Origin of the sequence: Pseudomonas sp. ACN5, assembly GCF_002303975.1 — a bacterium.
GTDB lineage: Bacteria > Pseudomonadota > Gammaproteobacteria > Pseudomonadales > Pseudomonadaceae > Aquipseudomonas > Aquipseudomonas laurylsulfatiphila.
Map to the genome: position 1 here is coordinate 42,060 of NZ_MRCP01000008.1, position 25,119 is coordinate 67,178.

Genomic DNA, 25,119 nt, shown 5'->3' on the forward strand with positions numbered 1-25,119 from the left:
AGGTCTGCCGGACGATCTACGTTTCGGCGACCTGAAAAAATTGTTGTTGTTTTAGTCAGCCAAAAACATGGCGGCGTCGACCTCGATCATCACCGGCTCATCGCTACTGCCGAGTTGCCCCAGCAGCTCGCGCAAGCCGTCCAAATCACGTGCTCGGTGATGGCTGACGTGGCAGCTTTGCGCCAGCGCAGCGAAGTCCGGCGTGAGGATGTCCACCCCTAGCAACGGCACCGCCTTGGCGTTCATGTAGTCGCGAATCTCGGCGTAGCTGCTGTTGTTCCACAGCAGCAGGATCACGCCGACGCCGGCCTCTTTGGCGGCGATCAGTTCGGCACTGGAAAACTGCAAGCCACCGTCGCCGACCAACGCCACCACCGGGCGCAAAGGTTGGGCCAGCTTGGCGCCGATGGCGGCGGGCAAACCGTAGCCGAGGGTGCCGTAGCCGCTGCCGGCGTTGAACCAGCTATTGGGGGTTGGCGCCCGGTAGCCGAGCGCGCCCTGGTACACCGGTTGGGTCGAATCGCCGACGATCAGAGGCTGCGGCAAGTGATCGCGCAGGGTATCGAGCAGCGCTTGCATACGGGATTGTCTGGCGCTCCAGCCGGCGTGTTCGAGGGCGTTGACCTGGGTCACTCGTTCAGCCGCCCAGGCTGGATCGGCCTGGCGCTGCGGCAGGCGATCGAGCAACAAAAGCAAGCCTTGCCCGGCATCGCCCAGCAAGCCGACCGCGGCCGCTTGTACGCCGAGTATTTGCATGGGATCGATATCCAGTCGAATCAGTGGTGCCTTGAACTGCACAGGGCCAAGACCGAAAAAGTCGTAGTCGGTTTCCCCCAACTCGGTGCCGACGGCCAGCACCAGGTCGGCCTCGGCAAACAGTTCGCGACCATGGGCCGAGGACTGCACACCGTCGAGCAGCAAAGGATGCTCTGGGGCCAGCAAACCGCGGGCGTTGGTGGTCAGCGCCACAGGGGCCTGCAGGCGTTCGGCGAGTGCGGTCAGGACCTCACTGGCCCGGCGTGCGCCACCACCGGCGAGAATCAACGGACGCTTGGCGTTGTTGATCAGGGCCACGGCGTCATCGATGGCTTCCGGCGCCGGGGCTGGCGCGGCCGGCAATGAACGCGCACGCAAGTCCAGGCCGTCGGCAGACATCTCCAGCACATCCAGCGGAATTTCGATGTGCACCGGTCGCGGCCGCGTACAGCCAAACAAGGCAAAGGCCCGTGCCAGCACTTCCGGCAATTGCGACGGGTGTTGCAGCGTATGGCTGAAAGCACAGACCCCGGCGACCAGCGCGCGCTGATCCGGCAATTCATGCAGGTGGCCATGGCCCAGGCGCAGGTGTTCGCGACGGTTGCAGGTGGAAATCACCAGCATCGGCACCGAGTCGGCATAGGCCTGGCCCATGGCGGTGATGATGTTGGTCATGCCCGGTCCGGTGATGATGAAGCACACCCCGGGCTTGCCGCTGGCACGGGCATAACCGTCCGCCATGAACCCGGCGCCCTGCTCGTGGCGCGGGCTGATGTGCTTCAGGCGACTGCCGTGCAGGCCACGGTACAACTCGACGGTGTGCACGCCGGGAATACCGAAGACGGTTTCAACACCATAGCCTTCCAGCAACTGAACGAGCGCCTCGGCACAACGGGTCATGCAGCACCTCTTGGATAAGGGGCCAGCTCGGCCCAACGACGAATGGGGCTAGTATTGTTGAATCAACCGATACAACAATCGATTTTTTTTGGCCTGACTGTTCGATTTACGTCACCATACAGAAGAGCAAGCGCTAACCTTGTGGCGAGGGAGCTTGCTCCCGCTGGGTCGCGTAGGGCCCCATTACCAGCGACTGCTGCGCAGTCGAGCGGGAGCAAGCTCCCTCGCCACAGGGGTTCAGCGATTGCCTGTTTCTTTCAACTTTCAGCGGGATGATTTATGCGTCTTCCTTCGATGACAGCCCTTCGTGCGCTGGATGCGGTTGCCCGTCTGGGCAGCGTGTCGATCGCAGCCCGTGAACTGAACCTGACCCGCAGCGCCATCAGCCACCAGATCAGCAAGCTTGAGGAGTGTGTCGGTTTCGCCCTGACCGAGCGCATTGGCCGAGGCATCGGCCTGACGTATCAGGGCGAACGCTATGCGCGGGAAGTGCACGGGATTCTGTTGAACCTGCTCGACGCCGGACAGTTGGTCGACGACCAGGAAATCTCCGGGCGGCTGTGCGTCAGTTGCGCGCCGGGGTTCGCCACCTATTGGTTGTGCCACCACATCGGTGCGTTTCTGCGCCAGTACCCGCAAGTGCAACTGCAGCTGATTTCGCCCCGCACGCCGGATGACGTAAATAACCCGGCTGCCGACCTGTGCATCGCCTACGGGATTGGCGACTGGCCGGAAATGATCGTCGAGGAGATCGTGGCATTGCGTTTCTTCCCGGTGTGCAGCCCGCGCCTGATCAACGCCTTGGGCGGTCTGAAAAGCCCGCAGGAACTGAGCAGCTACCCCCTGCTGCACATGACCGACTACTCGGACTGGCGCGTGTGGCTGACCGCTGCGGGGGCTTCCGGGGTCAATGCGACGAGCGGCATCCTGTTCTCCGATGCGCACTGCGCCCAGTCCGCGTGCATTGCCGGCCAGGGCATCGCCATCGGTGACAACCTGATCAGCGGTGATGCGTTATCCAAGGGTTTGCTGGTGCGCCCGTTCGACATCACCATCGATTTGCACCGTGGCTACTACCTGGCGGCAGACCCGCAAAAGGCCGACCGCGCCGTGGTCCAGGCCTTCAGCAACTGGGTCAAGACCCAGCTGCAATCGTCCCGCCAGACCTGGCAGGACACCCTCTGACACCCCATTCCCCTGTAGGAGCGAGCTTGCTCGCGAAAAACCAGAGAACACCGTTGGGTGTCAGTTTGGGCGCGTAATCGTTGGCGACCATCGCGAGCAAGCTCGCTCCTACAGGCCCTCAAATTGGGTAAAAAAACTAACCAATACGAGCAAAATAATTCCATTGATGTAGCGATATTTTTAACAATAATAAGCCCAAAGCCCATTTCGGATTCGCATCCGTCCTCGTACGTCTTATGGGCAATAAAAAGAGGAACTCCATAGTGTCCAGCCGTTCAGCGATTCAGCTCAGCGCTCAAGGTATCAGCCAGTATTACGGCCGTTTCGCGGCGCTGGATAACGTCGATCTCGACGTTCGCCAAGGTGAATTTCTTACCCTGCTGGGTCCGTCCGGCTCGGGCAAAACCACCTTGCTGATGATTCTGGCCGGTTTCCTCAGCCCGACCTCGGGCAAGCTGATGGAGCAAGGCGTCGACATCATCCGGCGTTCCGCCGAGAAGCGGAACTACGGCATGGTGTTCCAGGGTTATGCGCTGTTCCCGCACATGAGCGTGGCCGACAACGTGGCCTACCCGCTGCGCATCCGCAAAGTCCCCGTTGAAGAACGCAATCGCCGGGTCAAGCACATCCTTGAAGTGGTCGGCCTCGGTGCACACATGCACAAGAAACCCGCCGAAATGTCCGGCGGCCAGCAGCAGCGCGTGGCGATTGCCCGGGCGCTGGTGTTCGAGCCGGAACTTCTGCTGCTCGACGAGCCACTGTCGGCGCTGGACAAGAACCTGCGCGAACAACTGCAAACCGAGCTGCAACGCATCCACCGTCAGGTCGGTACCAGTTTCGTGTTCGTCACCCACGACCAGAACGAAGCGCTGGCGCTGTCCTCGCGCATCGCGATTTTCAACCACGGCAAGCTGACCCAGGTCGACACCCCGGAGAACATCTACAACCGCCCCGAGAGCCGTTTCGTCGCCGAGTTCCTGGGCAAGATGAACCTGTTCCCGCTGGACAACCTGACCCGCAACGGCCAGACCGCCAGCGGCCGCTGCGGCACCAGCGTATTGCATGCCCAGGCGCCGAACGCACTGAGTGCGGCACCGATCGTGCTGGCCGTGCGCCCCGAGCACATGGAGCTGCACAGCGAGTGCCCGACCCGGGAGGGCTACAACGTGATGCCCGCGCAACTCACCGACAAGGTTTATCAAGGCTCCAGCACCCATCTGGCGCTCAAGGTCGGCGGCGACACGCTACCGATCAACCTGTCCGTACCCGGCAATCACCCGGGGGCGTCGATGCCCGGCGGCGCGCCGGTGTGGCTGAGCTGGCCGGTGCAGCAAAGCTTCCTGCTACAGGCCTGAACCGCAAAAAACTGCGTCACAAAGCTCTCTTCCAATGACAACAAAAAGGCCGGTGCCCATGCAGGCACCCGCCAACTGAGGACTTGCCCATGCGCCAGGATCACCAACAAGACTGCATCGAAGTGCTTATCGAAAAGGCCCGCGACGGTCAGATCAACCGCCGCACCTTCATCCAGGCCATGGGCCTGCTGGCCGCGGTGCCATTGGCGCTGCGCAGCGGCATCAGCTGGTCGGCGGACAAGCCGCTGGTGGTGGTCAACTGGGGCGGCGACGCCCTGAACGCGTTCCGCTCGGCGTGGACCGACACCTTCACCAAGAACACCGGCATCCAGGTGCGCATCGACGGAGCCGGCCCGACCGAAGGCGCCATCCGCTCGCAACTGGCCAGCGGCCAACCGAGCTGGGACGTGGTCGACGTCGAGAGCTACAGCGCCATCGTGCTGGGCCGGGAAAAGATCCTGCAGCCACTGGACTACAACACCATCAAGCGCGATCAGGTGGCCCCGGCGCTCTCTTCCGATTACGGCATCGCCAGCTACCAGTTCAGCTACGTGATGGCCTGGGACAGCGAAAAATTCGGTGAAAACGGGCCCAAGACCTGGGCCGATTTCTGGGACGTGAAGAAATTCCCCGGCAAGCGCACGCTGTACAAATGGATGAACGGCATGCTCGAAGCGGCGCTCCTGGCCGACGGAGTTCCGGCCGATCAGCTGTACCCGCTGGACGTGCCGAGGGCGATGAAGAAGATCGACGAGATCAAGCCGCACGTCTTGTCGTTCTGGAGTTCGGGGGCCGAGAGCCAGCAACTGATGGTCGACGGCGAGGTGTCGGTGGGTGCGATCTGGCACACCCGCGCCAAGCTGCTCAGCGAAGACACCGACAACCGCGTGCGCTGGAGCTTCGACAACGGTTTCATCAACTCCAGCAGTTGGGCGGTATTGAACGGCAACCCCGGCGGCACTCAACCGACCATGCAGTTCATCCAGCAAGCCTTGCAGCCTGAAGGCCAGCTCAAGCTGTTCGAACTGCTGGGCAACGGGCCTTCCAACAGCGCCACGGAAAAGCTGATGTCGGCCAAGCAACTGGAAGCCAACTGCGCCTCCGAAGAAAACCTGAAAAAGCAGATCGCTCTCAACGCCCAGTGGTACGCCGACAACTACTCCAAAGCCCTGGAAGAGTACCTGACGCGGTTGTCCAAGTGAGCCTGTGACCATGACCACCACCCTGACCTCGACCCTGACCGCCCCCAAGCCCCGCTTCAGCTCGCCGGGCCTGGAGCGCGGCCTGTTGCTGTTTCCGCTGCCGGTGTTGCTGCTGGTCTTCTACGTGCTGCCATTCCTCGGCGTGGTCGGCTGGAGCTTCTCGCTGCCGACGCCGGGCATCGAGCAGTACCAGCGCATCGCCACCGACCCGGCGATCCACGAAATGCTCTGGCGCACGTTGCGCCTGTGCCTGACCGTCAGTGGCCTGGCCTTGATGATCGGTTACCTGCTGGCCTACTGCTGGGTGTTCAGCCCGCCGTTCTGGCAGCGCGTGGTGGAGATCTGCATCTTCATTCCGTTCTGGATTTCCGTGCTGGTGCGGGCCTTCGGCTGGTTGATCGCCCTGCGCAGCAACGGCGTGCTCAACAACGGCCTGATGGGCATGGGGCTGATCGACCAGCCGCTGCAACTGAGCCGCAATGAGATAGGCGTGGTCATTGGCATGCTCCACGTGATGATCCCGTACGCGGTGTTCCCGCTGTTGTCGACCATGCGTCAACTCGACCAGCGTGTGCTCATGGCCTCGCGCGGCCTGGGGGCCGGTGCCTTGCGCACCTTCTGGCAAGTGCTGCTGCCGCAGACCCTGCCGGGCATTCTGGGCGCGTTCATCATGGTCTTCGTGTTCTGCCTGGGCTTCTTCATCACCCCGGTGCTGTTGGGTGGCGGGCAAACGGTGATGATCGCCGAGTATGTGTTCCTGCAAATGTTCCAGACCAGCAACTGGGGCCTGGGCGCGGCACTGAGCGTGGTGTTGCTGGCCCTGGTCAGCGCGCTGATCTGGGTGCTGTTGAAAATGACCCGCGTCAACCGACTGGTAGGCTGAGATCACTATGAATACCCATCGCACAAGCCTGAGTACGCGGCTGTTGGCCGTGGTCGCCATGGCCTTCATGCTGTTCCCGCTGCTGACGGTCATTCCGGTGTCGTTCACCAGCAAGCGCTTCCTGTCGATGCCCGAAGGCAACTGGTCGCTGCGCCACTACGAAGCGCTGGTGAGCAACCCGGACTGGTTCCACGCCATCAGCCAGAGCCTGAGCATCGCCTTCGCCACCAGCCTCATCGCCACCCTGCTGGCCGCCAGTTTCAGCCTCGGCATCTGGTACATGCGCTCCAAATGGGCCACGGCCCTGATCGGCCTGGTGCTGTTGCCGATGGCGATCCCGCCGGTGATTTCCGCACTGGTGCTGTACTTCATGGAGACCAAGCTCGGTCGCTTCGCGCCGGGCATGGGCTACGACACCCTGACCGGCGTGGTGATTGCCCACGTGATCATGGTGGTGCCGTACGGTGTAGTGACCATGCTGGTGGCCCTCAGCCAGATCGACCGGCGCATCGAACTGGCCTCGCGCAACCTTGGCGCCAGCCTGATGCAGACCACGTTCATGGTGATCCTGCCGAACCTGAAACTGGGTCTGGCCTCCACCGCGCTGTTGGGTTTCGCCCTGTCCTGGGAAGAAGTGGCGGTGACGCTGTTCATCACCAGTGTCAACGTCGACACCCTGCCCAAGCGCATCTGGAGCGGCTTGCGCGATAACGTCGACCCGAGCGTCGCGGCGATCTCGGTGTTGTTGATCTCGCTGACGTTGCTGGTGCTGATCGGACGGTTGGTGGTTCAGCATCTGGCGGATAAACGCGCGCAGAAACTGCAGCACTCGTAAGTGCTTCACACGAAAAAGCCCCGCGCTTGCCATACAAGCGCGGGGCTTTTTTCGTTAAGACGCCGCAATCCCTGTAGGAGCGAGCTTGCTCGCGATGATCGCAAAGGCACCGCGCTCATCCAGAATGAACGCGTCATCGTTAACGTCCATCGCGAGCAAGCTCGCTCCTACAGAAAGCGAAATCATGACCAGCCGCCTGTTCATCCGTGACAACGCCGTCCCGGTCCAATAGATTAGGCGGCCTGAAAAAGCCCCCGGGCTTTCTCGCCCCTATTCAAGTTCAAAGAAGTAGTGAAATTTCAATGTCCGATTCCAACACCGCTGAATCCGTAGTCACCTTGTCGTCCAAAGCGGAATACGAAAACTCCATCAATCTTTCACAACACGTACCCCAGGCGAAAACCATCAGCGAGATGGTGCTGGACGCTTTCCAGTCCACCCGCGAAAGTGACCAGATCCGCGAACTGCGCGCCGCCATTCGGCAGGCCCACGACAGCTTCGACGACGACAAGGCCTATGAACTGATGGGCCAGCTCAAGCAACTCAAGGACGCCGAAGCCGCCGACATCGCCGCGCTGGAAGACCTGAGCAGCAAGTTTCCGATCAGCCGCATCCTCTCCAGCTTCAAGGACGACCCGGCGTTCCAGGAGATCGTCTACGGCCTGGCCCTGAAGGTGCTGAACCAGACGCACCAGGCCATCAGCAACCCGAGCGGCGGCAAGAGCAAGGCCGCCAAGGCCAAGAAAGAAGTCGAAGTGTTCACCATCAGCAAGGACGGCATCAGCGTCACCCTGCCGCTGCGCACCCCGCGCTCGCGCCTGAACGTCGACCGTGAAGCCCTGGAGTTCCTCGGTTTCACCTTCGTTGGCGAAGGCGATGAGGCGGAACTGGAAAGCGAGACGTTCCTGGACAACAGCGGCGCCGAGCAAGCGGTCAACCGCAAGAACATCATCACCGCCCTGCAACAGCAGACGGCGTTCGATGGGTATAGCATCGCCGCGCAGTAATCGCGGCAGTTGTGGTCAGGGGCGTGCCTGTGCTGAGGAGCTTGCCTGTGGCGAGGGGGCTTGCCCCCGTTGGGTGGCGCAGCCACCCCAATCAACCTATTTGAGTCTTTCAGGAAAACCGCATTCACCGAGTTTACGACGGCTTCGCCGCCGAACGGGGGCAAGCCCCCTCGCCACAGGCAACCCCCTTCACCACAAGGTCCTCAGCGACTGACTCAAGAGCCCCGCCATCCGTGCGGGGCTTTTTTATTGCCCGTGATTCGGGCAAAACCGCGATTACTCTTCCAGTATCGACGCTGAACAACCCTTCCCTTCACCCATGAGCACCACGGGTCCGCCTGCGGGGAGCGTCAACTCACTTTCCAGCCCAGACCTCGGTGGTGCAACTGCTGAGGTCATCATGAACACGACCCCTTTGTATCGCCAACTGGCCAATCACTATCTGGACGCTATCCGCAGCGGCACCTTGAAAACCGGTGAGCGCTTGCCCTCGATCCGCTTGATGATGGAAAAACACGCCGTCAGCCTGTCGACCGCGGTGCAGGTGTGCCGGGAACTGGAAGACTGCGGCGTGCTGGAAGCCCGACCGCGTTCCGGCAACTACATTCGCCAGCCCGACGCCCTGCCCAGGCCCGCCCCGGTTGCTTCGGCGCCAGCGCTGGATACCAGCGCCTATGTCGGCATTCATCAACAGGTTTCAACGGTGCTCAAGGCCAGTCAGCGCGCAACGATCAAGGTCAATTTTGCCAGCGCCTACTGCGCGCCGGAGCTTTATCCGCTGAAGACCTTGCAAGACAACATGATCAAGTCGCTGCGCTACGACACCCGCCTGCTCGGCGTCGCGGGCTCGACCTGCGGAAACAGCGCATTGCGCCACCTCCTGGCGCGGCGGGCGCTAGTCAGCAAGACCCACCTGGCCCCCGAGCGGATCGTGATCACCAACGGCGCCACCGAAGCGATCAACCTGGCCTTGCGTGCAATCACCCGCCCCGGCGACACCGTGGCCGTGGAGTCGCCGACCTTCTACGGTCTGCTGCAAATTATCGAAAGCCTGAGCCTGCGAGTACTGGAAGTCCCGGCCTCGGCCCACACCGGGCTCAATCTGGCGGCCCTGGAACTGCTGCTGCAAGGCCCTGAACGGGTCACGGCGTTGATCGTCATTCCCAACCTGCAAAACCCGCTGGGCAGCATCATGCCCGACGCCAACAAGGCACGGCTGGTGAAACTGTGCGCCGAGCACAACACCGTGCTGATCGAAGACGACACCTACGGCGACCTGGTGGACACCGAGCAGCCGCTGTCCACACTCAAACATTGGGACCGCACCGACAACGTGATCTATTGCGCCTCGCTGAACAAAACCCTGGCACCGGGCATGCGCCTGGGCTGGATCAGCGCTGGCAAATGGCACGACCGTGTGGAGATGCTCAAGCACACGCAGTCGCGGGGGTGCGAGCTGTTATCGCAACTGGCGGTCAGCGAATTCATGCGCACACCCTCTTATGAACGTTACCTGCGACGGTTGAGGAAAACCCTGACCGTACAACGCGCGCAGATGAGCACGGCAATCGCCCGCTATTTTCCCATCGGCACCAGCATGACCCACCCGCAAGGCGGCACGCTGTTATGGGTGGAATTGCCTCGCCGGCATTCATCCATGGCGTTTTTTCACGAAGCGCTGAAGGTCGGCATCCAGATTTCCCCTGGGGATATCTTTTCCAACACCGAGCGTTTCGATCACTTTGTGCGCATTGGCTGCGGTGCGCCGTATTCGCCACGGATTGATGAGGCACTGCAGACGTTGGGACGTATCCTGAAAGCTCAGGGTTAACACCGGTACTGTGGGAGCGGGCTTGCTCGCGAAGGCGTCTGTACGTTCAAAATCGATGTGTCTGACACACCGCTTTCGCGAGCAAGCCCGCTCCCACAGGGTTTGAGGTGATCTTCAGATCGGGGGTTGGTGCAGGCAAATGATATGCGGATCGTCATTCCAGTGCGCGAAGCGTTCGGCGATCAGCGGGTCGTGGCCGGGGATGACGTGGTCTTCGCCATCGGCCAGGCGGTCTATCTCGGTGAAGGCTTCGAGGGTTTGCGCCAGGTCATCGAGGATCGGGAACGGACTGCGCTCACGAATATTCACCCACAGGTGCGCGGCATCCGAGGCCAGTACAATCCAGCCGCGCTCAGTGTTCACGCGCACCACCTGGCTGCCCGGCGTGTGTCCGCCCACGGGGTGCAGGGTCACACCTGGCAACACTTCGACCGTGCCGCTGTGCAAACGCATCCGCCCTTCGAACAGCGGCGGCAGCGCCGACATCACGTCCTCGACCTCGTAGGTTTTGTTCACCGTGCGATGGGCCATTTTCGGCCCGGTGCAAAAACGCAGTTCCGCTTCCTGCAAATGCACGGTCGCCTTCGGAAACAGCCCGAGGTTGCCGGCATGGTCCCAATGCAAATGGGTCAGAATCAGGTGTTCGACCCGGGCCGGATCGATGTCCAGCTGTCGCAGGGATTCCTCCGGCAGGCGGTACATCTGGCGATTGCGCCGATCCGCCGTGGCCGGTTGGAAACAGGTGTCGACCACGATCACCTGCTGCTCGTTGCGGATGACCCAGAAGTAGTAATCCAGCGGCATCGGCGCATTCGGATCACCGCAACAGGCGTCGTAGAGAAAATTCTCCCTGGCGGTGCGCTGGGCGTTTGCGCCGACACGGATGGCGAACACTTCGTACACAGGCATGGACATAGACACCTCCGGGCTCAGGCGGCCGCCGTGGTTTTGAGGGTCGGACGGAAGTCGAAATCGATCTGGTCGCTGATGCCCAGGTCCTGTGCCAGCTTATGCAGGCCGCTGTAGTCGCGCATGATGGTCGCGTTCTTGTTGCTCTCGCGGGCGTCGGCAATGATCAACACCGCCTCCTCGACCCCGAGTTGCGTCAGAATCGCCTCCCACATCGAGTAGTCCTGAGCGATAAAAGCACTCAGCGCCACCGACAGGTTGCGAGCGAAAAACTCCCGCTGGGTCGGCTGCATGTTCGCGTACATGACCTTCGCCACTTCAGCCAGCACCTTGCTGTGGGCGTATTCGTCGCGGTTGTGCTGCTCGGCCACCTGGCGGTTCTGCGGCTGGATGGTCTGGTCATCCGCCAGCAGATCCAGATAGGCGTTGACGCTGATTTCGGCCACCACCGCAAAGGTGATCGCCGCCAGATCCCGCTGCCATGGCTCGGTCAGCTCTGCCTGCAAGGCCTTCAGGCGCAGGTAAGTGACGGACGGCGGCAGATCCAGATTCTGATCCAGCGCCCGCTCCAGTCTGGTCCGTTCGATGGCGCGCAGGTGCATCAGTGTGTGGTAGTGCTCGTCGATCAGGGTCTGTTGCATGGCCTCGCGAAAATGCCAGTCGTCCTTGCCCAGGTACTGATTGGCAATGACGCTGAGGGCCGGATTGACAATGTGTTCTTCGGCGGTGACGGTGCGCAGGTTGTAGCCGATCCAGCCCCAGGTCACCACGCTGCTTTTGAGCTCGTCACTCAAGGCCTGGAATGTCGGGTGATGGAAAAACGGCACCATGCACTCCGGGTAATCCGGGCGCAGCGGGTCGAACGCTTCAATGATCTGGGCCCTGTCCGGCGCACAGACGGAGGCGCGCCTGGTCCAGGCCTGGTTGAGCCGCACGATCAGTTGATGATCGACCTGGGCGATCTCGATTGCTGTTTGCATGACGCGATACCTGTAAGACGCGTACCCGCCAAGGGGTACGCCAAAAGAATGAAAGGCGCCGGAAAAATCAGGCCAGCCAATAGCGGGTCAGGTTGCGCGCCGGATCAGTGTAACGACTGCGGGCGTGAATCATCCGCCAGTTGTCCCAAATCAGCAGGCATCCGTCGGGAATCAGCACCGGAATGTTGTGCTCGACGAAGTACGCCTCGCCGAGCGCGGCAAACCTGGCCAGCGGCGAGGTGCTGTTGGCGACCAGGGATTGTTGTAGAGCGTCCCTGGACGGGTTTACATCGCCGTAGTGAAACTGGTTGTAACTGAAGCGGAAAATATCCCCGTCCTCCGTGGGCGTGAGGATGTACTCCTTGACCCGCCGTTGGCCCGGTTCACCCGGTTTGGCGGTGGCGACAAATTCTACCGGCGTCTCATCCAGCCATTCACGCAGTGGCGGGTCGCTACGCTCCAGTGAGCGCAGGAACGCGTAACCATCCACCAGCCCGGTGTGCCCGCCCCCGCACGTGGCCTGCTTATGGCAATGCAACGCCAGGTAACGGGGCGGCGGGCCGTACACCGGCGCCTCAGTGTGCGGGCCAATGCCGTTCATGCTCTGGGAATAGGGCAAGTCTTCGTAGCCTGGCTTGCGGGTAATGGCAAAGGCCGTCTGGCCGTTGAACTGCGGAATGATCCGACCGAACGCCTGCAAGGTGCCGGTGACATCATCGGCAAATTCGTCTGCAGTCAGCACAGTCCAGCCCAGCGTCGACAGTTCTTCATGGCGATGGCCAAGCAAAATGTAAGGTTGAGACGCAACAATCCCTTGATCCGACATGGTGAGATTCCTGGCAGGTGATCAGACGTTTACGGTTGAGGTGTAGGCGGCAATGAAGTCGCGGCAGGCGTCGCCCGGTCGATAGCACCGCTCATCGATGCTCTGCACCGGGGTGATTTCGGCGGCGGTGCCGGTGAGAAAACACTCGTCGAAGTCGCCGAGCTCCGTAGGCAAAATCGTCCGTTCGACCACCTGATAATCCAGCGCCCTGGCCAGTTCGATCACGGTTTGCCGGGTAATGCCGTTGAGGAAACAATCCGGCAGCGGCGTATGCAGCGTCCGGCCTTTGACGAAGAACACATTGGCGCTGGTGGCTTCGGCGACGTGGCCGCGCCAGTCGAGCATCAACGCATCGTGGTAACCCGTGTTCTCGGCGTCGTGCTTGCTCAGCGTGGCGATCTGGTAATGCCCGGAGGCCTTGGCCTCGAACGGGCTGCTGCAGGGTGGCGGGCGGCGCCAGCTCGCGGTTTTCAAGCGGATGCCGGCCATGCGCGCCGCCGGGTCGAAATAGCTCGGCCACTGCCAGCAGGCAATGGCCACGTGCACACGGTTGTAGCGCGCCGAGGTGGAGATCATTTCACTGCCGCGCCAGGCCACCGGGCGCAGATAACCCTCGACCACCTTGTTGCGTTGCAGCAGTTCATGGCTCGCCGCTTCCAGTTCGGCCAGCTCATAGGGAATGGCAAAATCCATCAGGTGCGCCGAGCGGTACAGCCGCTCGCTGTGCTCTCGCAGCTTGAAAATTTTACCGTTGTAGACCCGCTCGCCTTCATACACGGTGCTCGCGTAATGCAGGCCATGGGTCAGTACATGCAACTGCGCCCGGGACCACTCGACGAACTCGCCGTCGAGCCAGATGACACCCTCGCGCTGATCGAACGGGATACTGCTCATCTCCATATCTCCCCATTGTTCATGAATGTTCCTACGCCGTTTCCAGCAACACCGGTATCAATTCCGGCACGGTGGCGAGCTCGGTCTGAAAGAAGAACGAGCGCTCGCCGAAGGCCGGTTGCAAGTCGTCGAACCAGGTCACCTGCGGATCGAAGCGCGCGTAGAACGTGCGCAACACCCATTGCGGATTGCGTGCCTGGAGGAACTGCAGGACAAAGACTTTTTCCCCGGCGACAGTCTCGATGCCGTTGATCAACACCTTGCCGTAGAAGGTGCTCATGGACGGCCCGCGCACTGTGCGCGCCAGCCCGGACACCGTGCGGTACGCGGCCTGGAAGATCTCGAAGGCCCGGGCCAGCGGCATCGCGAAGTAGTGGCTGGGACCGGTGTCACGCTCGACGAACATGTAATAAGGCACGGCCCCGAGCCGCACACCTTCGGTCCACAGCGCGGCCCAATCGGCGGGGTTTTCGTTGATGTGGCGGATCACCGGCGCCTGCATGCGCACCGTCGCGCCCGTCGAGCGAATGCGCTCGATGGCCTGGCGGGCGATGGCCTGGCGGATCTCCACCGGGTGGTTGTAGTGGCCCATGATCGACAGGTTTTTTCCCGCCGCGACGATGCGCCGGAACAGCTCCAGCAACTCAGGCGCATCCTTGTCGCTGACAAAACGCTGCGGCCAGTACGCCACGGATTTGGTGCCGATGCGGATGCTCTTCAGGTGTGGCAAATCCAGCAGCGGCTCGATGTAACCGGCCAGCGAGCGGGTGTTCATGATCATCGGGTCGCCGCCGGTAATCAGCACGTCCGTGACTTCGGTATGCACCCGCAGGTAACTGACCAGCTCCTGGGACTCTCGGGCGTTGAATTTGAGTTCTTCCTCGCCGATGAACTGCGCCCAGCGGAAACAGAAGGTGCAGTACGCGTGACAGGTCTGACCGGCACCGGGGAAAAACAGCACGGTCTCGCGGTACTTGTGCTGGATGCCCGGTAGGACTTTGCCGTTGAGCGTGACGCCGTTGTGGGTCAACTGTCCGGCCGGATGCGGGTTCATGCGCAGCCAGATCGCCTCGATCCGACGCTTGATCGCCGCGCTGTCATCCAGCTCGATCAGTTGTTTGAGCGAGGCGTATTCCTCTGGCAGCAACATGTCCTTGTGGGGGAAGGTCATGCGAAAAACCGGATCGTCCGGAATGTTGTTCCAGTCGATCAGCGTGCCCAGCACGTATTCGTTGGTGCGAAACGGCATGACCCGGGCCACCACAGTCATGGCCTCCTGCAACGCCGGCGTCAGCTTGTGCCAGTAAGGTGTGTCGCGGATGGTGCGTGAGTTATAGGGTTTGTAGCGTTCGTGCTCCGACAGTCCTTGCATGGCCGCGCTCCTGGTGGTTGCCCTGAGTGTTGTTAGGCGATGGCCGGCGCTTTGCGCTCTATGTCCATCCACGCCCGAACGCTGTCGCGGTCCCACTGGCGACGCACATAGGCTTGGAGCCGTGCCGGCACCGGATCGCCGTTGGCAACCAGGCGGTTGAGCATGATTGCCAGGTCGGTGTCGGCAATGCTCCAGTCACCGAACAGATGCTCGGCGCCCTCCTCCAGCAAATGGTCGGCGACGAACGACAGGCGTTCGACGGCGGCTTGGGCCTCGTCGGACAGCGCGGTGTTTTTCTTGCCGAAGTACACCAGGTCAAACGGGCGCTCCTTGCGCACCACCAGCAAGTCACTGCGCAGCCAGGCCTGCAATTGACGGGCGCGGGCACGCTGCTGGAGGCCTTGCGGATAGAGTTTTTTATGCCCCGGGCAGAGTTCATCGAGGTACTCGGCAATCGCCGAGGATTCCGACAAGGCAAAATCGTCGTGAACTAACGTTGGAATTTTGCAGGTCAGCGAAAGATCGCGATAACTCGCCCCATAGTTTTCGCGTGATTTCAGATCAACCGTGACAAGTTCAAATGAAAGTTGCTTTTCCTTGAGCGCGACAAAAGCCGACATCGCGAAAGCGCTGACATGATCGGCGCCGACATACAGTTTTAGCTTCCTGTTTTCCATAGAGCACTCCATTGACTGACTGCAGGGATTAACGTGCATTGGAAGTGATCGTAGTTAGTTGAATGAAGGCTGAATAGATACAGAATTTGTCCGTTTCAATCGATACAGAAAGTGGCTCTTTACCGGCAAACACGCCGCCAAAAGCGCTGCAAATGGAGATACAGGGGCAGGCCTGTAAAACAAAAAAAGGGAGCCAACGAAGGTTGGCTCCCTGGGTTGATTCGTTGGGTAATTACGGCTGGGTGGTGATCAGGCCATGGCTGTCGGCAAAGTTCGAGAGCAGTGCCATTTGTGGCATGTTGCTCATGTTCAGCATCGCCAGAGGCTCGTGTTTGCTGGTGTTGACGAAGCCATGCCGGGTCCAGGCCGGCACCAGCAGCACGTCGCCGCTGCTGATGTTGACCCCATCGGCATCGCCGAGGCTCAGCACGCCACTGCCACACTGGATAACGAACAGATGCCACCAGGAATGGGCGTGACCGTTGAGCGTCACACCGGGGTTCAGCCATTGCATGGCGATCGCCATCCCGGGCGTCACTGCACAGCCGTCAATGCTCTTGTCGTGAGCCAAGGCGACAATATCCACGTCGCTGGCCTCAAGGGTCTGACGCATTCCCGCCAACTCAGTGCCTTTCCACACCTTGGCACTTTGCGGTCGATGATGCAGGCTCTGACGAAAGTCCTTATATGAAAAAAACGCACCTTGAAAGTTATCCATTCGCACGCCCTTTCTTTTTATTTCCCACACTTTAGCGCTAAACCTTAAGTTATAGGGTTCAGCGCTGTAAAGTCTGGAATTAATTTACAAAACCGATGGACGCAAGGCGGCAATCATGTCCACTTCTATCGCGGCATTCTTGGGTAATTGATAAACACCGACTGTAGTGCGCGTATGTTTACCGGCATCGCCCAACACGTGGCTGAACACATCCGAGGCGCCGTTGGCCACTTCGCTCAAGTCGACAAAATCCGCCGTGGACTTCACATAGACCGTTACCCGGATCAATGACTTGATCTTGTCCAGCGAACCGATGGCATCGACGATCAACGCCAGTCCGCGCATCGCACTGATGCTGGCGGCCGCTTGCGCATCGGCCATGCTGAGGTCCAGCCCGACGCGGCCGGGGTAATGGATCTTGCCGTTCATGCGTGGCACCAGGCCGCTGATGTACAGCTCATCGTGATGACGGATCAGCGGTGCGTAATGCCCGCCGGCGGTGTTTTCGCCGTAGATGTCATAACCAAACTCTTTGGCCAGGGCGATGAAGCGTTCATCGCAGGTCATGTGCTGGATCATTGATCGAACCCTCTTAATCAGTAATGCAAAAACCTGGTGCTTGCGGGCTCAGCACACGGCGCGGGTGGCCGGTGCCAGGCAAGTCACCTCGATGCGTGACTCAATCGACTCGGCCAGACGCAACAGGTCGTTGCTCAGTTGTCCGTAGTGCTCGTTGAACAACACGATGTGGCCGATGAATGAGAAATTGTCTTTGACCAGTGCGCTGACCGAGTCGCCGATACGTTTGGCGTACTGCCCTTCCACCAGGTCGATACGCAGTGCGCGGGCCAGGGCCTCGATGTTTGGTGTTGCCCGCAGGATGCCGCCGGCTGGCGCTCTTAGCAGGCGAATGCCGCAGTAGCCGCGAGCCACTGGCTCATGCTGCTCGGTCTTGCCTTCCACCGCCCAGCGCACCCAGCGTTCCCACGGATCGAAATTGACGAAGGCGTGCTTGGCCAGGTCCCAGATGTGCATGCCGCCAGGGCGCATGTTGGTTTCCACGGCGCTGGTCAGGTTGTCGCGGCGCAGGAACACTTCGTTGTGCCAGGCACCGTTGTCCCCGGACACCAGACCCGCCATATGCCGACCGGCAGCCATCAAGCGTGCCTGAACCTGCGCCGCAAGCGGTGCAGGGACGACTTGCTGGATCTCGGCGCGGTAGGCGCCTTCGGTGGTGGTTTTTTCAGTCACCCAGGTGCTGCCGGCCACATAGTCCCAGCTGTATTCGCGGGCGTTCTGCACCAGTTCTTCAAGGACGATGCCGCCTTCGCGGTAGGGCTTGAGTGCGAGCCAGGCGTCATCGCATTCCGAAGGGTGATGGATCACGCGACAGCCTCGGCTCGCCCCTTCGCAGGCTGGCTTGATGAAGGCCTTGCCACCCAGTTCGACGACGCTCTGGCGCAATTCCGGCAGGCTTTCGATCCGCACGGAAAACACCGGCCGGTATTCTTCGGGGGAACGGCTGGCCGTGGCTTCAAGCCGGCGAAAGATCTGCTTGTCCAAGCCCGCCCGTGCTTCGTCCGGGGTAATGCCCGGCAGGCCGAAGTGAGTGGCCAGTGCTGCACCGAGCAGCACGCCGCGATCGGAGAACGGCAGTACGCCGATCAGCTTCCAGTTGTCGGCATTCAGGCACCCCACCACCAGTTCAAGGGACGCCGCCACGTCTTTCTCGGCCAGTGAAGTGCTGCAGACGTGATCGGCCACCTGGTCGTCATGGGGCTGAATCTTCTCGACCAGCAGGATGAGCCTGGCGTTGTAGAGCGACTTGCACAGCTCGCGCAATTTCTGGATGTCGTGAACCCGATTGCCGTTGTAACCGACCACTACCACGCATGAAGTCGTATTCATAATGCCCCCGACCCGCAAAGTGAAAACCGCAACGGCGATGACTCAGTCATGCAGCGACGCATTGGATTTACGGTTGAGCCAGTACCAGGCCAGGATCCCGCCGGCGCCGATGGCGGCGAGGACCAGCGCGTTGTACGGCGCCGGCACCACTCGCATGATCAACACGGTCAGCCCGGCCCCCACACCCAGAGACACTTCCTTGACGAACATGTTGTTTTGCTTGACCGAGAAGTAATCGAGGTAGCTGAAGGCGCATTCGGCGATCGACAGCAACGCCACCCAGATCAGCGCCCCGGCAAGGGTTTCGACGTGGAACACAGCTGGCGAAGACAGCACGGCAAAACCGCCGACTATGATCCCGATCACCGCCACGACCTTGAAGCGCCCGGTGCGCTCGATCAGCTTCATCACCGGCATCTGGGCGAACACCACCACGGCGCTGTTGAGGATCAGCATCAGGCCGTACCAGGCCGGCAGCTCGCCGGTCTTGAGCAGGATCGCCTGTGGCAGGATCGAGAACACTCCGAACAGTTTGATGCCCATGATGATCCCGGCGATCACCCACGGCAGTTTGTTGCCCCAACTGCTGCCGACCTGACTGGCCGGACGGGCCAGCACCGGCTCGCTGGTGAAGGTTGCGCCGAGGGCGATCGGCAGGCACAGCAACACAAAGGCCGCCGCACCGAGGAAAAACATCGTTGGGGTGAGCAGCGGCGACAGCAGGATCAAACCGGCCACCAGGCTACCCATGTTCATGGCCACGCGGTTGTAGGCCGCGCCTTCCTTGGTCTGGGCCGCTTCGCTCTTGATCAGGTAACCGGCAATGGCAATGCCATAGGCAAAAAGTGCGGCGGCAAACATCACCATGCCTTGATTGCTGGTCAGCGCCAGCAGCACCAGGCCCAGGCCGGCACACAGCAGCGTGACGCTCAGGGAGCGGCGGCCAAGCACCAGTAAAGTCAGGGGCAACAACAGCAACAAGGCACGATATCCAAGGGCCAGGATGCTGTTGGTGGCCGTGTCGAGCCAGACGTTGGCCTTGCCCAGCACCGCGAACAGCGAAACAGCCGTGATGATCCGGATCGTGAATAACCGCAGGTTAATGACCGGCTTGGCCACCGCGACCGTTGTTTCGACACTCATGCAGCACCTCAGGAACCGGATGAACGCCCGCCAACCAAGGCCGACATTCAGAAAAGTCTGTAAGGGCATGGTAGAGAGAGAGGCTTGTCCTGATCAGGGCAAGTTCGTATAGAATCCAACGAACTTTACTGCCGGAGAGACCAGTAAAATGCAGGTTCAACGTGCAGTCATTGCCGCCATTGAATTCCAACCCGGCGCGCCGTTGGTGCAGCAGATCGTCGATCAGCTGACGCAAGCCATCAGCACCGGAGGCCTGCCCCACGGCGCCAAGCTGCCGCCGATTCGCGAACTCTCCGACTTGATGAACGTGGGCAAGTCCACGGTGGTCGATGCCCTGGACCGGATGCGGGCCAAGGGGCTGGTGGTGTCGCGCCAGGGCTCGGGGCATTACGTGCATCGCTCCGAAGCGGCGCTGAAAAGTGGTACCGGCCCGGACCTGCAACCCCAGGACACCCTCAGCGTAATTCGCCGCGCACTGCTGTTGGACAACGGTGCGCTGCGCCCCGGCTGCGGTTTCCTGCCGACCTCGTGGCTACCCGCCGAAGAATTGCAGAAAGCCGTGCGCAGTACCCTGCGAGCGACATCGTTGCGCATGGGCGAGTACGGCGTGGCCGGCGGTTACTTGCCATTGCGCCAGGCTCTGCGGGTCAAACTGGCGACCTTCGGCATCGAAGCGCCGGTGGACCAGATCATCACCACCGCCAACACCATGCAGGCCATCGACCTGCTGATGCGCCTGCTGGTCAAACCCGGCGACACCGTACTGCTCGATGACCCCTGCTACTTCAACATGCACGCCAACCTGGCGCTGCACGGGGCCAAAGTCATCACCATCGCCCGGGATTGCGACGGCATGGACCTCGACGCGCTCGAGCAACTGCTGATCGCCCACAAACCCGTGCTGTACATGACCAACAGCACACTGCACAACCCCACCGGCCACTCGTTCACCCCGGCCCAGGTCTACCGCTTGCTGGAACTGAGCCACCGCCATGGCTTCCACATCGTCGAAGACGATCTGTATTGCGATATCCAGCAACGCCGCACCCCGCGCCTGGCGGCCAGCGGGCTGGACAATGTGAGTTATGTGTCCGGCTTCTCCAAGACCCTGACCGCCAACAGCCGCGTCAGCTACACCGTGCTCTCGCCACAACTGGCGGCACGGATGGTCGCCCTGAAAATGGCCTGTGGTGGCGTGACCTCGGAACTGGCGGAGCAGATTACCTGCACCATGCTCAGCGACGGCAGCTACGCCAAGCATGCGCGGCGCACGGTGGATCGGCTGTATGAATCCAACAGCCGAGTGGCCGGTTGGTTGGCTCAGGCCGGGTGTTCGCTTTCCTCGTTGCCCGGCGAAGGCGTGTTTATCTGGGCGCGATTGCCGGATGGATTGCATGCCGAGAATCTGGCTCGCCAAGGCCTGGAAAATAACATGGTATTGGCACCGGGTACCTTGCTGAGCAAAGGGCCGAATGCCAGTCAGTTCCTGCGCTTCAACGTGGCGCACAGCGATAGTCTGCAGGTGCGTGAGCGGTTTTTCCGCTTGCTGGATAAACCCCATAAATAACTGACTGCTCTCAATCCTGTGGGAGCGGGCTCGCGAAGAGGCCGTCACATCCAGCATCAATGTCGCCTGACGCACCGCCTTCGCGGGCAAGCCCGCTCCCACAGGGGGTCAGCGTCGTACATAAAAGTGACGGCACCACCAATCCAATGTGGGAGCGGGCTTGCTCGCGAAGAGGCCGTCACATCCAGCATCAATGTTGCCTGGCACACCGCCTTCGCGAGCAAGCCCGCTCCCACAGGGGTTGTGGTGTCCCGGCCATCCCCGGCCAGCAGATCGCTACGATTGCCGACCTCATCCTTGCCGGCTAACTTCGCCCCCCCCGTCGCTGCCAATTCAGCGACCGGGCCTGAGAACCCGAGTAAGATGCCACGCAGCTACGCCCCACGATTGTTGGCGTTTTTTTACGCCTGAATTTTCGTGCTATGGCGGCTGTGTGTGGGAGACCTTAGGGTCTGCCGGGTCCTGCATCTCCGGTTTCTCAGCCTGCGCACAGCTGCCACCCATTCGCCTGAGAACGAACGGGACAGCTTCACTTATGCAGGAGTTACAAATGAACGCTATCGATCCGTCTGCTACACCAGTCATGCCCCTCCACCTCCAGCCCAACAGGAGGTGAAGCCCAATGACCAACCCCCAAGACCTGAAAACCATCGGCCTCACCCCCTTCTCCTACCACGCCAACGAACCACTGTTCCGCATCAACGCCGGTGTCCCGGTGATCGAAGCCCTCTACCACGCCTCCGACCCGCTCCACCTCGCCAAACTGCTCGCCTCAGACGCCGCCACGGTTCGCGACTCCGACCGGCACGCCTGGGCGTCGCACTTTTTGCAGGACATGAGCAAGGCGATCATCGATGACGTGGTGAAGGTGCTCGATGCGCCGTGTAACAACCGCGCATAAACAAAAAACCCCACCCTCCTCTCGAAGGGTGGGGCTTACAAGCTGACGATTGTTGTCACTTCAGGGCGGAACGAGGCAGTCGTTTTGTTGCAAGCTGGGTTCAGGAAAACATTGCCCGCTGCTCAGCTTCGTAGTGCCGGGTCTGGAAAGGCATGAGGGTTTGGGCTTTCAGGCCGAGGCCCTCACTCAATCCCCAAGAGACAGCGAGCTCATCACGACGTCGACGTAATGGCGTGACGGCTTGTAGCGTCGCAACTTGCCTGGAAGTCGAATGTGCAAATAGCTCGAGGACATTTAGGGTCTCCGACACCCGGAGATCCGATAAGCAAGTAAATCGAGTGAATCGCTCGAGCAGATAGCCCGCGCGCCGAACCTCAACTTCGTCAGTGTGACGATTCAAAAAAGCGGTTATCTCGCTTTCCAGGTTTGAATTCGAGTACCAGACCGCTTTGGCGGCGCTCACGAGCGCTGCGTCATCCGCTTGATTCAAAGGTCTTGTTACCAGCGTGTCCAATGCGGATGAGAGGACGTGGCCGTTAAGGGGCTTCGTCATCTGGGTTCTCCAGGTAATCGTGCAAAATACTCGTAAGAACGGAGATGGGTGGCTCTTTATTGCCAACATATACATCAATTGCCTGCAACGCCAGTCGACGGAATTCGCTGGTCAGTATGAAGCCCGCCCTGAGAAGTGCCTTGATATCACCAATGTCCTGATCAGTCGCTCTGCCCAGTTTGGAGATGGCAATGTCGACAGGTGCTGCAATATGAACGTGCAGCGGGGATTCAACCGGAAATTCCTCAAAGGGAAGGCTCCGCTCCCAATAGTCCTCGTGAATCGGGCCAAAACTGGTGTTGTATTGAAGGTCGTAGTTCAGCTCCATCAAACGACCTGATCGCTCATCGACATATTGTTCGGGTATCTCTGCAAGCATGGTTTGCAGGTGCAAACCGTCGGGGACATGAGCCTCATAAATCTCGGCATCGACGTCGGTGGAAACGCGATGATGGGTGTAAAGGTGAACAGCGCAGCCACCGAAGACGATGATTTTGACCGCCCCGGGTCCTGCGTTCTCAAGTTCCAACTCCGCTTCGACAGATTTGAACATCGAAATCAAAGCCTGCCCTAACGCTGTATTCGTATTAACGCGCGGGGTGATTACCTCTGGCAGTTCCATCGTAGAGCCTCTGGGATGCTTGTGATGACAGCATTCCGAGGCTAGAGATACGACTTCCGACCCTCAACCTGAAAGCCCCGTAGGACAGTGCTGGTACATTCGTAAGCATTTTCGCCTGTCCGTTCGCCCCATGGTCAGCGAGCCTGCTCGCGGCGGCGGCACCAGAAAAACCCCAACAAAAAGCCCCGCTCTTCTCTCGAAGGCGGGGCTTTTTTTACAGCATCCGACGCTTAAGGCGCGTACGTCAGCAGCAACTCGCTCGGCACTTTGAAGTCCAGGGACATCATCACGCTCAACGCGGTAATGGTGAAGATCGAGAACACGAACAGCTTGCGTGCCCAGACCGTGTCATCCACTGCCTTGTAGCCGGTCCAGGCCATGTACAGCCAGTACATGCCCATGGCCGCGGCGACAGCGAGGTAGCTCATGCCGGCGTAGCCGCTGAAGGTCAGCATCAAGGTCGCCACGAGGAAGGCCAGGATGTAGATCAGGATGTGCTTCTTGGCCACCTGGATACCGCGCTTCACTGGCAGCACCGGAATCGATGCGGCCAGGTAATCGTTGAAGCGGAAGATCGCGATGGCGTAGGAGTGCGGCATCTGCCACAGGCTGAACATCACCAGCAGGGTCAGCGCGGCCATGTCGAAGGTGTTGCTCACCGCGACGTAGCCGATGACCGGCGGCATGGCGCCCGACAGGCTGCCCACCAGCGTGCCGTGAACCGACTTGCGCTTGAGGTACAGGCTGTAGAAGCCGACGTAGATCACGAAGCCGATGACCGCGAACAACGCGGCCAACGGGTTGGCCACCTTGTACAACAGCGCAACGCCGGCGACACCCAGGACAGTTGCATAAACCAGCGCCAGTTTCAGGGAGATCAAGCCCTGGACCAGCACCCGGTTCTTGGTGCGTTCCATCTTCAGGTCGATGTCGCGGTCGATGCAGTTGTTGAACACGCAACCGGAGGCAACCACCAGGGACGTGCCGATCATGGCGGCCAGGAAGATGGCCAGATCGACATGCCCTTTGGAGGCCAGGAAAAATCCGCCTGCCACAGAAAGCACGTTACCGAAAATGATCCCCGGTTTGGTGATTTGGATAAAGTGCTTAAGGGACATGCGGATCTACCTCACTTCGCCATCATGAACGTGTGGATGCTGAACATGATCCACAGCGACAAGCCAACCAGCAGGACAATCACGATCGCGGCGAAGACAAACGCAATCACGTTGTTACGCTGCGCGGCCGAACGGTCCAGGTGCAGGAAGTACACCAGGTGCACCAGCACCTGGACGATCGCGAACGCCAGGACGATCAACAGGGTGATCGACTTCGGCAGCGTCGGGTACATCACCAGACCGAATGGAATGACGGTCAGGATCACCGACAGGATGAAGCCGATGGCGTACGACTTGTAGCTGCCGTGACCGGCGTCGTCGTGGTGGGAATGAGCTGGGTTAGCCATTTACATAGTCCCCATCAGATAAACAACGGTGAATACGCAGATCCAGACAACGTCCAGGAAGTGCCAGAACAGGCTCAGGCAGCTCAGACGGGTCTTGTTGGTCGCCGTCAGGCCGTTTTTCTGCACCTGGTACATCATGATGCCCATCCAGATCAGACCGGCGGTCACGTGCAGACCGTGGGTACCAACCAGGGTGAAGAACGCAGACAGGAAGCCTGAGCGGCTAGGGCCGTAGCCTTCGGAGATCAAAATGTGGAATTCATTGATCTCCATGGCGATAAAGCCTGCACCTAACAGGAAGGTCATGCCCAGCCAGCCCAGCACCGCCTTCTTGTTACCCTTGTACAACGCCAGCATGGCGAAGCCGTAGGTGATCGAACTGAACAACAGAAGAGCGGTTTCGCCCAGTACGTATGGCAGTTCGAAGATGTCGTGACCCGACGGGCCACCCGCTACGTTGTTAACCAGTACCGCGTACACCGCGAAGATCGACGCAAACAGAATGCAGTCGGTCATCAGGTAGAGCCAGAAACCGTATACGGTCATCTCGCCCGAGTCGTGGTGGTGGTCATCATGCCCATGTCCATCGACATGGGTGTGTCCAGCATTGGTCACTAAATTCGACATGGT

Annotated in this window: 26 protein-coding genes; 9 read left to right on the forward strand and 17 right to left on the reverse strand. The window is 60.4% G+C overall.

All coding sequences use genetic code 11. The features are described from left to right. Positions 1 to 51: 51 nt before the first annotated feature. Positions 52 to 1,656, reverse strand: coding sequence for a 5-guanidino-2-oxopentanoate decarboxylase (locus BSF40_RS16145; RefSeq protein ID WP_095965817.1), 1,605 nt, complete (start codon positions 1,654 to 1,656; stop codon positions 52 to 54). 279 nt (positions 1,657 to 1,935) lie between these two features. Between BSF40_RS16145 and BSF40_RS16150 the strand changes: the two genes are divergently transcribed. The 5 genes from BSF40_RS16150 to BSF40_RS16170 all read left to right on the forward strand — a co-directional run bounded on the left by BSF40_RS16150 (position 1,936) and on the right by BSF40_RS16170 (position 7,116). After that, a complete protein-coding gene (locus BSF40_RS16150) occupies positions 1,936 to 2,841 on the forward strand; it encodes a LysR substrate-binding domain-containing protein (RefSeq protein WP_095965818.1) in 906 nt (301 codons plus the stop codon). Positions 2,842 to 3,104: 263 nt separating this feature from the next. Next, complete coding sequence (locus BSF40_RS16155) at positions 3,105 to 4,196, forward strand: ABC transporter ATP-binding protein (protein ID WP_095965819.1); 1,092 nt, start codon at positions 3,105 to 3,107, stop codon at positions 4,194 to 4,196. Positions 4,197 to 4,285: 89 nt separating this feature from the next. Further along, the gene (locus BSF40_RS16160) at positions 4,286 to 5,398 is read left to right on the forward strand and encodes an ABC transporter substrate-binding protein (RefSeq protein WP_095965820.1); all 1,113 of its coding nucleotides are present in this window, start codon (positions 4,286 to 4,288) and stop codon (positions 5,396 to 5,398) included. A gap of 10 nt (positions 5,399 to 5,408) precedes the next feature. Continuing rightward, a complete protein-coding gene (locus BSF40_RS16165; RefSeq protein ID WP_095965821.1) occupies positions 5,409 to 6,281 on the forward strand; it encodes an ABC transporter permease in 873 nt (290 codons plus the stop codon). A gap of 7 nt (positions 6,282 to 6,288) precedes the next feature. Continuing rightward, complete coding sequence (locus BSF40_RS16170; RefSeq protein ID WP_095965822.1) at positions 6,289 to 7,116, forward strand: ABC transporter permease; 828 nt, start codon at positions 6,289 to 6,291, stop codon at positions 7,114 to 7,116. A gap of 54 nt (positions 7,117 to 7,170) precedes the next feature. Here the strand turns inward: BSF40_RS16170 and BSF40_RS33070 are convergent, their stop codons facing one another. Further along, positions 7,171 to 7,302: a hypothetical protein gene (locus BSF40_RS33070; protein WP_256589533.1), complete on the reverse strand. Its 132-nt coding sequence runs from the start codon at positions 7,300 to 7,302 to the stop codon at positions 7,171 to 7,173. Between the two features lie 116 nt (positions 7,303 to 7,418). On the opposite strand from BSF40_RS33070, the gene BSF40_RS16175 reads away from it, so the two are divergent. After that, entirely contained in the window at positions 7,419 to 8,123 is a 705-nt protein-coding gene (locus BSF40_RS16175; RefSeq protein ID WP_007970398.1) for a hypothetical protein, read from the forward strand. 400 nt (positions 8,124 to 8,523) lie between these two features. Further along, positions 8,524 to 9,954 carry a PLP-dependent aminotransferase family protein gene (locus tag BSF40_RS16180; protein WP_095965823.1) on the forward strand — a complete coding sequence of 477 codons (1,431 nt, stop codon included), beginning with the start codon at positions 8,524 to 8,526 and terminating at the stop codon, positions 9,952 to 9,954. Positions 9,955 to 10,068: 114 nt separating this feature from the next. Here the strand turns inward: BSF40_RS16180 and BSF40_RS16185 are convergent, their stop codons facing one another. The 10 genes from BSF40_RS16185 to BSF40_RS16230 form a co-directional block, all read right to left on the reverse strand. Further along, complete coding sequence (locus BSF40_RS16185) at positions 10,069 to 10,869, reverse strand: N-acyl homoserine lactonase family protein (RefSeq protein ID WP_095965824.1); 801 nt, start codon at positions 10,867 to 10,869, stop codon at positions 10,069 to 10,071. Between the two features lie 14 nt (positions 10,870 to 10,883). Beyond that, the gene (locus tag BSF40_RS16190) at positions 10,884 to 11,843 is read right to left on the reverse strand and encodes a diiron oxygenase (protein ID WP_095965825.1); all 960 of its coding nucleotides are present in this window, start codon (positions 11,841 to 11,843) and stop codon (positions 10,884 to 10,886) included. 67 nt (positions 11,844 to 11,910) lie between these two features. Beyond that, a complete protein-coding gene (locus BSF40_RS16195; protein WP_095965826.1) occupies positions 11,911 to 12,669 on the reverse strand; it encodes a TauD/TfdA family dioxygenase in 759 nt (252 codons plus the stop codon). Positions 12,670 to 12,690: 21 nt separating this feature from the next. Beyond that, positions 12,691 to 13,563, reverse strand: a complete 873-nt coding sequence (locus tag BSF40_RS16200) for a branched-chain amino acid aminotransferase (RefSeq protein ID WP_095965989.1) — start codon at positions 13,561 to 13,563, stop codon at positions 12,691 to 12,693. A gap of 31 nt (positions 13,564 to 13,594) precedes the next feature. Continuing rightward, on the reverse strand, positions 13,595 to 14,935 hold the full coding sequence (locus BSF40_RS16205; protein ID WP_095965827.1) for a KamA family radical SAM protein: 1,341 nt from the start codon (positions 14,933 to 14,935) through the stop codon (positions 13,595 to 13,597). A gap of 32 nt (positions 14,936 to 14,967) precedes the next feature. Next, entirely contained in the window at positions 14,968 to 15,612 is a 645-nt protein-coding gene (gene yfcF, locus BSF40_RS16210) for a glutathione transferase (RefSeq protein ID WP_095965828.1), read from the reverse strand. Between the two features lie 232 nt (positions 15,613 to 15,844). After that, positions 15,845 to 16,330: a cupin domain-containing protein gene (locus BSF40_RS16215; protein WP_095965829.1), complete on the reverse strand. Its 486-nt coding sequence runs from the start codon at positions 16,328 to 16,330 to the stop codon at positions 15,845 to 15,847. Between the two features lie 84 nt (positions 16,331 to 16,414). Further along, positions 16,415 to 16,909 (reverse strand): RidA family protein, encoded by a 495-nt coding sequence (locus BSF40_RS16220; RefSeq protein WP_046040191.1) that lies wholly within the window; start codon positions 16,907 to 16,909, stop codon positions 16,415 to 16,417. A gap of 48 nt (positions 16,910 to 16,957) precedes the next feature. Beyond that, complete coding sequence (locus BSF40_RS16225; RefSeq protein WP_095965830.1) at positions 16,958 to 18,238, reverse strand: acetyl-CoA carboxylase biotin carboxylase subunit family protein; 1,281 nt, start codon at positions 18,236 to 18,238, stop codon at positions 16,958 to 16,960. Positions 18,239 to 18,280: 42 nt separating this feature from the next. After that, complete coding sequence (locus BSF40_RS16230) at positions 18,281 to 19,381, reverse strand: hypothetical protein (protein WP_095965831.1); 1,101 nt, start codon at positions 19,379 to 19,381, stop codon at positions 18,281 to 18,283. A 148-nt stretch (positions 19,382 to 19,529) separates the two neighbouring features. On the opposite strand from BSF40_RS16230, the gene BSF40_RS16235 reads away from it, so the two are divergent. Next, a complete protein-coding gene (locus tag BSF40_RS16235; RefSeq protein ID WP_095965832.1) occupies positions 19,530 to 20,948 on the forward strand; it encodes a PLP-dependent aminotransferase family protein in 1,419 nt (472 codons plus the stop codon). A gap of 622 nt (positions 20,949 to 21,570) precedes the next feature. Further along, positions 21,571 to 21,849 carry a DUF3077 domain-containing protein gene (locus BSF40_RS16240; protein ID WP_095965833.1) on the forward strand — a complete coding sequence of 93 codons (279 nt, stop codon included), beginning with the start codon at positions 21,571 to 21,573 and terminating at the stop codon, positions 21,847 to 21,849. Between the two features lie 100 nt (positions 21,850 to 21,949). On the opposite strand, the gene BSF40_RS16245 is transcribed toward BSF40_RS16240, so the two are convergent. The 5 genes from BSF40_RS16245 to BSF40_RS16265 form a co-directional block, all read right to left on the reverse strand. After that, positions 21,950 to 22,402, reverse strand: a complete 453-nt coding sequence (locus BSF40_RS16245) for a hypothetical protein (RefSeq protein WP_095965834.1) — start codon at positions 22,400 to 22,402, stop codon at positions 21,950 to 21,952. Beyond that, positions 22,386 to 23,024 (reverse strand): DUF6036 family nucleotidyltransferase, encoded by a 639-nt coding sequence (locus tag BSF40_RS16250; protein ID WP_172435719.1) that lies wholly within the window; start codon positions 23,022 to 23,024, stop codon positions 22,386 to 22,388. The genes BSF40_RS16245 and BSF40_RS16250 overlap by 17 nt, the downstream gene beginning before the upstream one ends. 230 nt (positions 23,025 to 23,254) lie before the next feature. Next, positions 23,255 to 24,142 (reverse strand): heme o synthase, encoded by an 888-nt coding sequence (cyoE, locus tag BSF40_RS16255; protein ID WP_095965835.1) that lies wholly within the window; start codon positions 24,140 to 24,142, stop codon positions 23,255 to 23,257. Between the two features lie 11 nt (positions 24,143 to 24,153). After that, positions 24,154 to 24,489 carry a cytochrome o ubiquinol oxidase subunit IV gene (gene cyoD, locus BSF40_RS16260; RefSeq protein WP_015093559.1) on the reverse strand — a complete coding sequence of 112 codons (336 nt, stop codon included), beginning with the start codon at positions 24,487 to 24,489 and terminating at the stop codon, positions 24,154 to 24,156. After that, entirely contained in the window at positions 24,490 to 25,116 is a 627-nt protein-coding gene (locus BSF40_RS16265) for a cytochrome o ubiquinol oxidase subunit III (protein WP_015093558.1), read from the reverse strand. It abuts the gene before it with no gap. Positions 25,117 to 25,119: the final 3 nt, after the last annotated feature.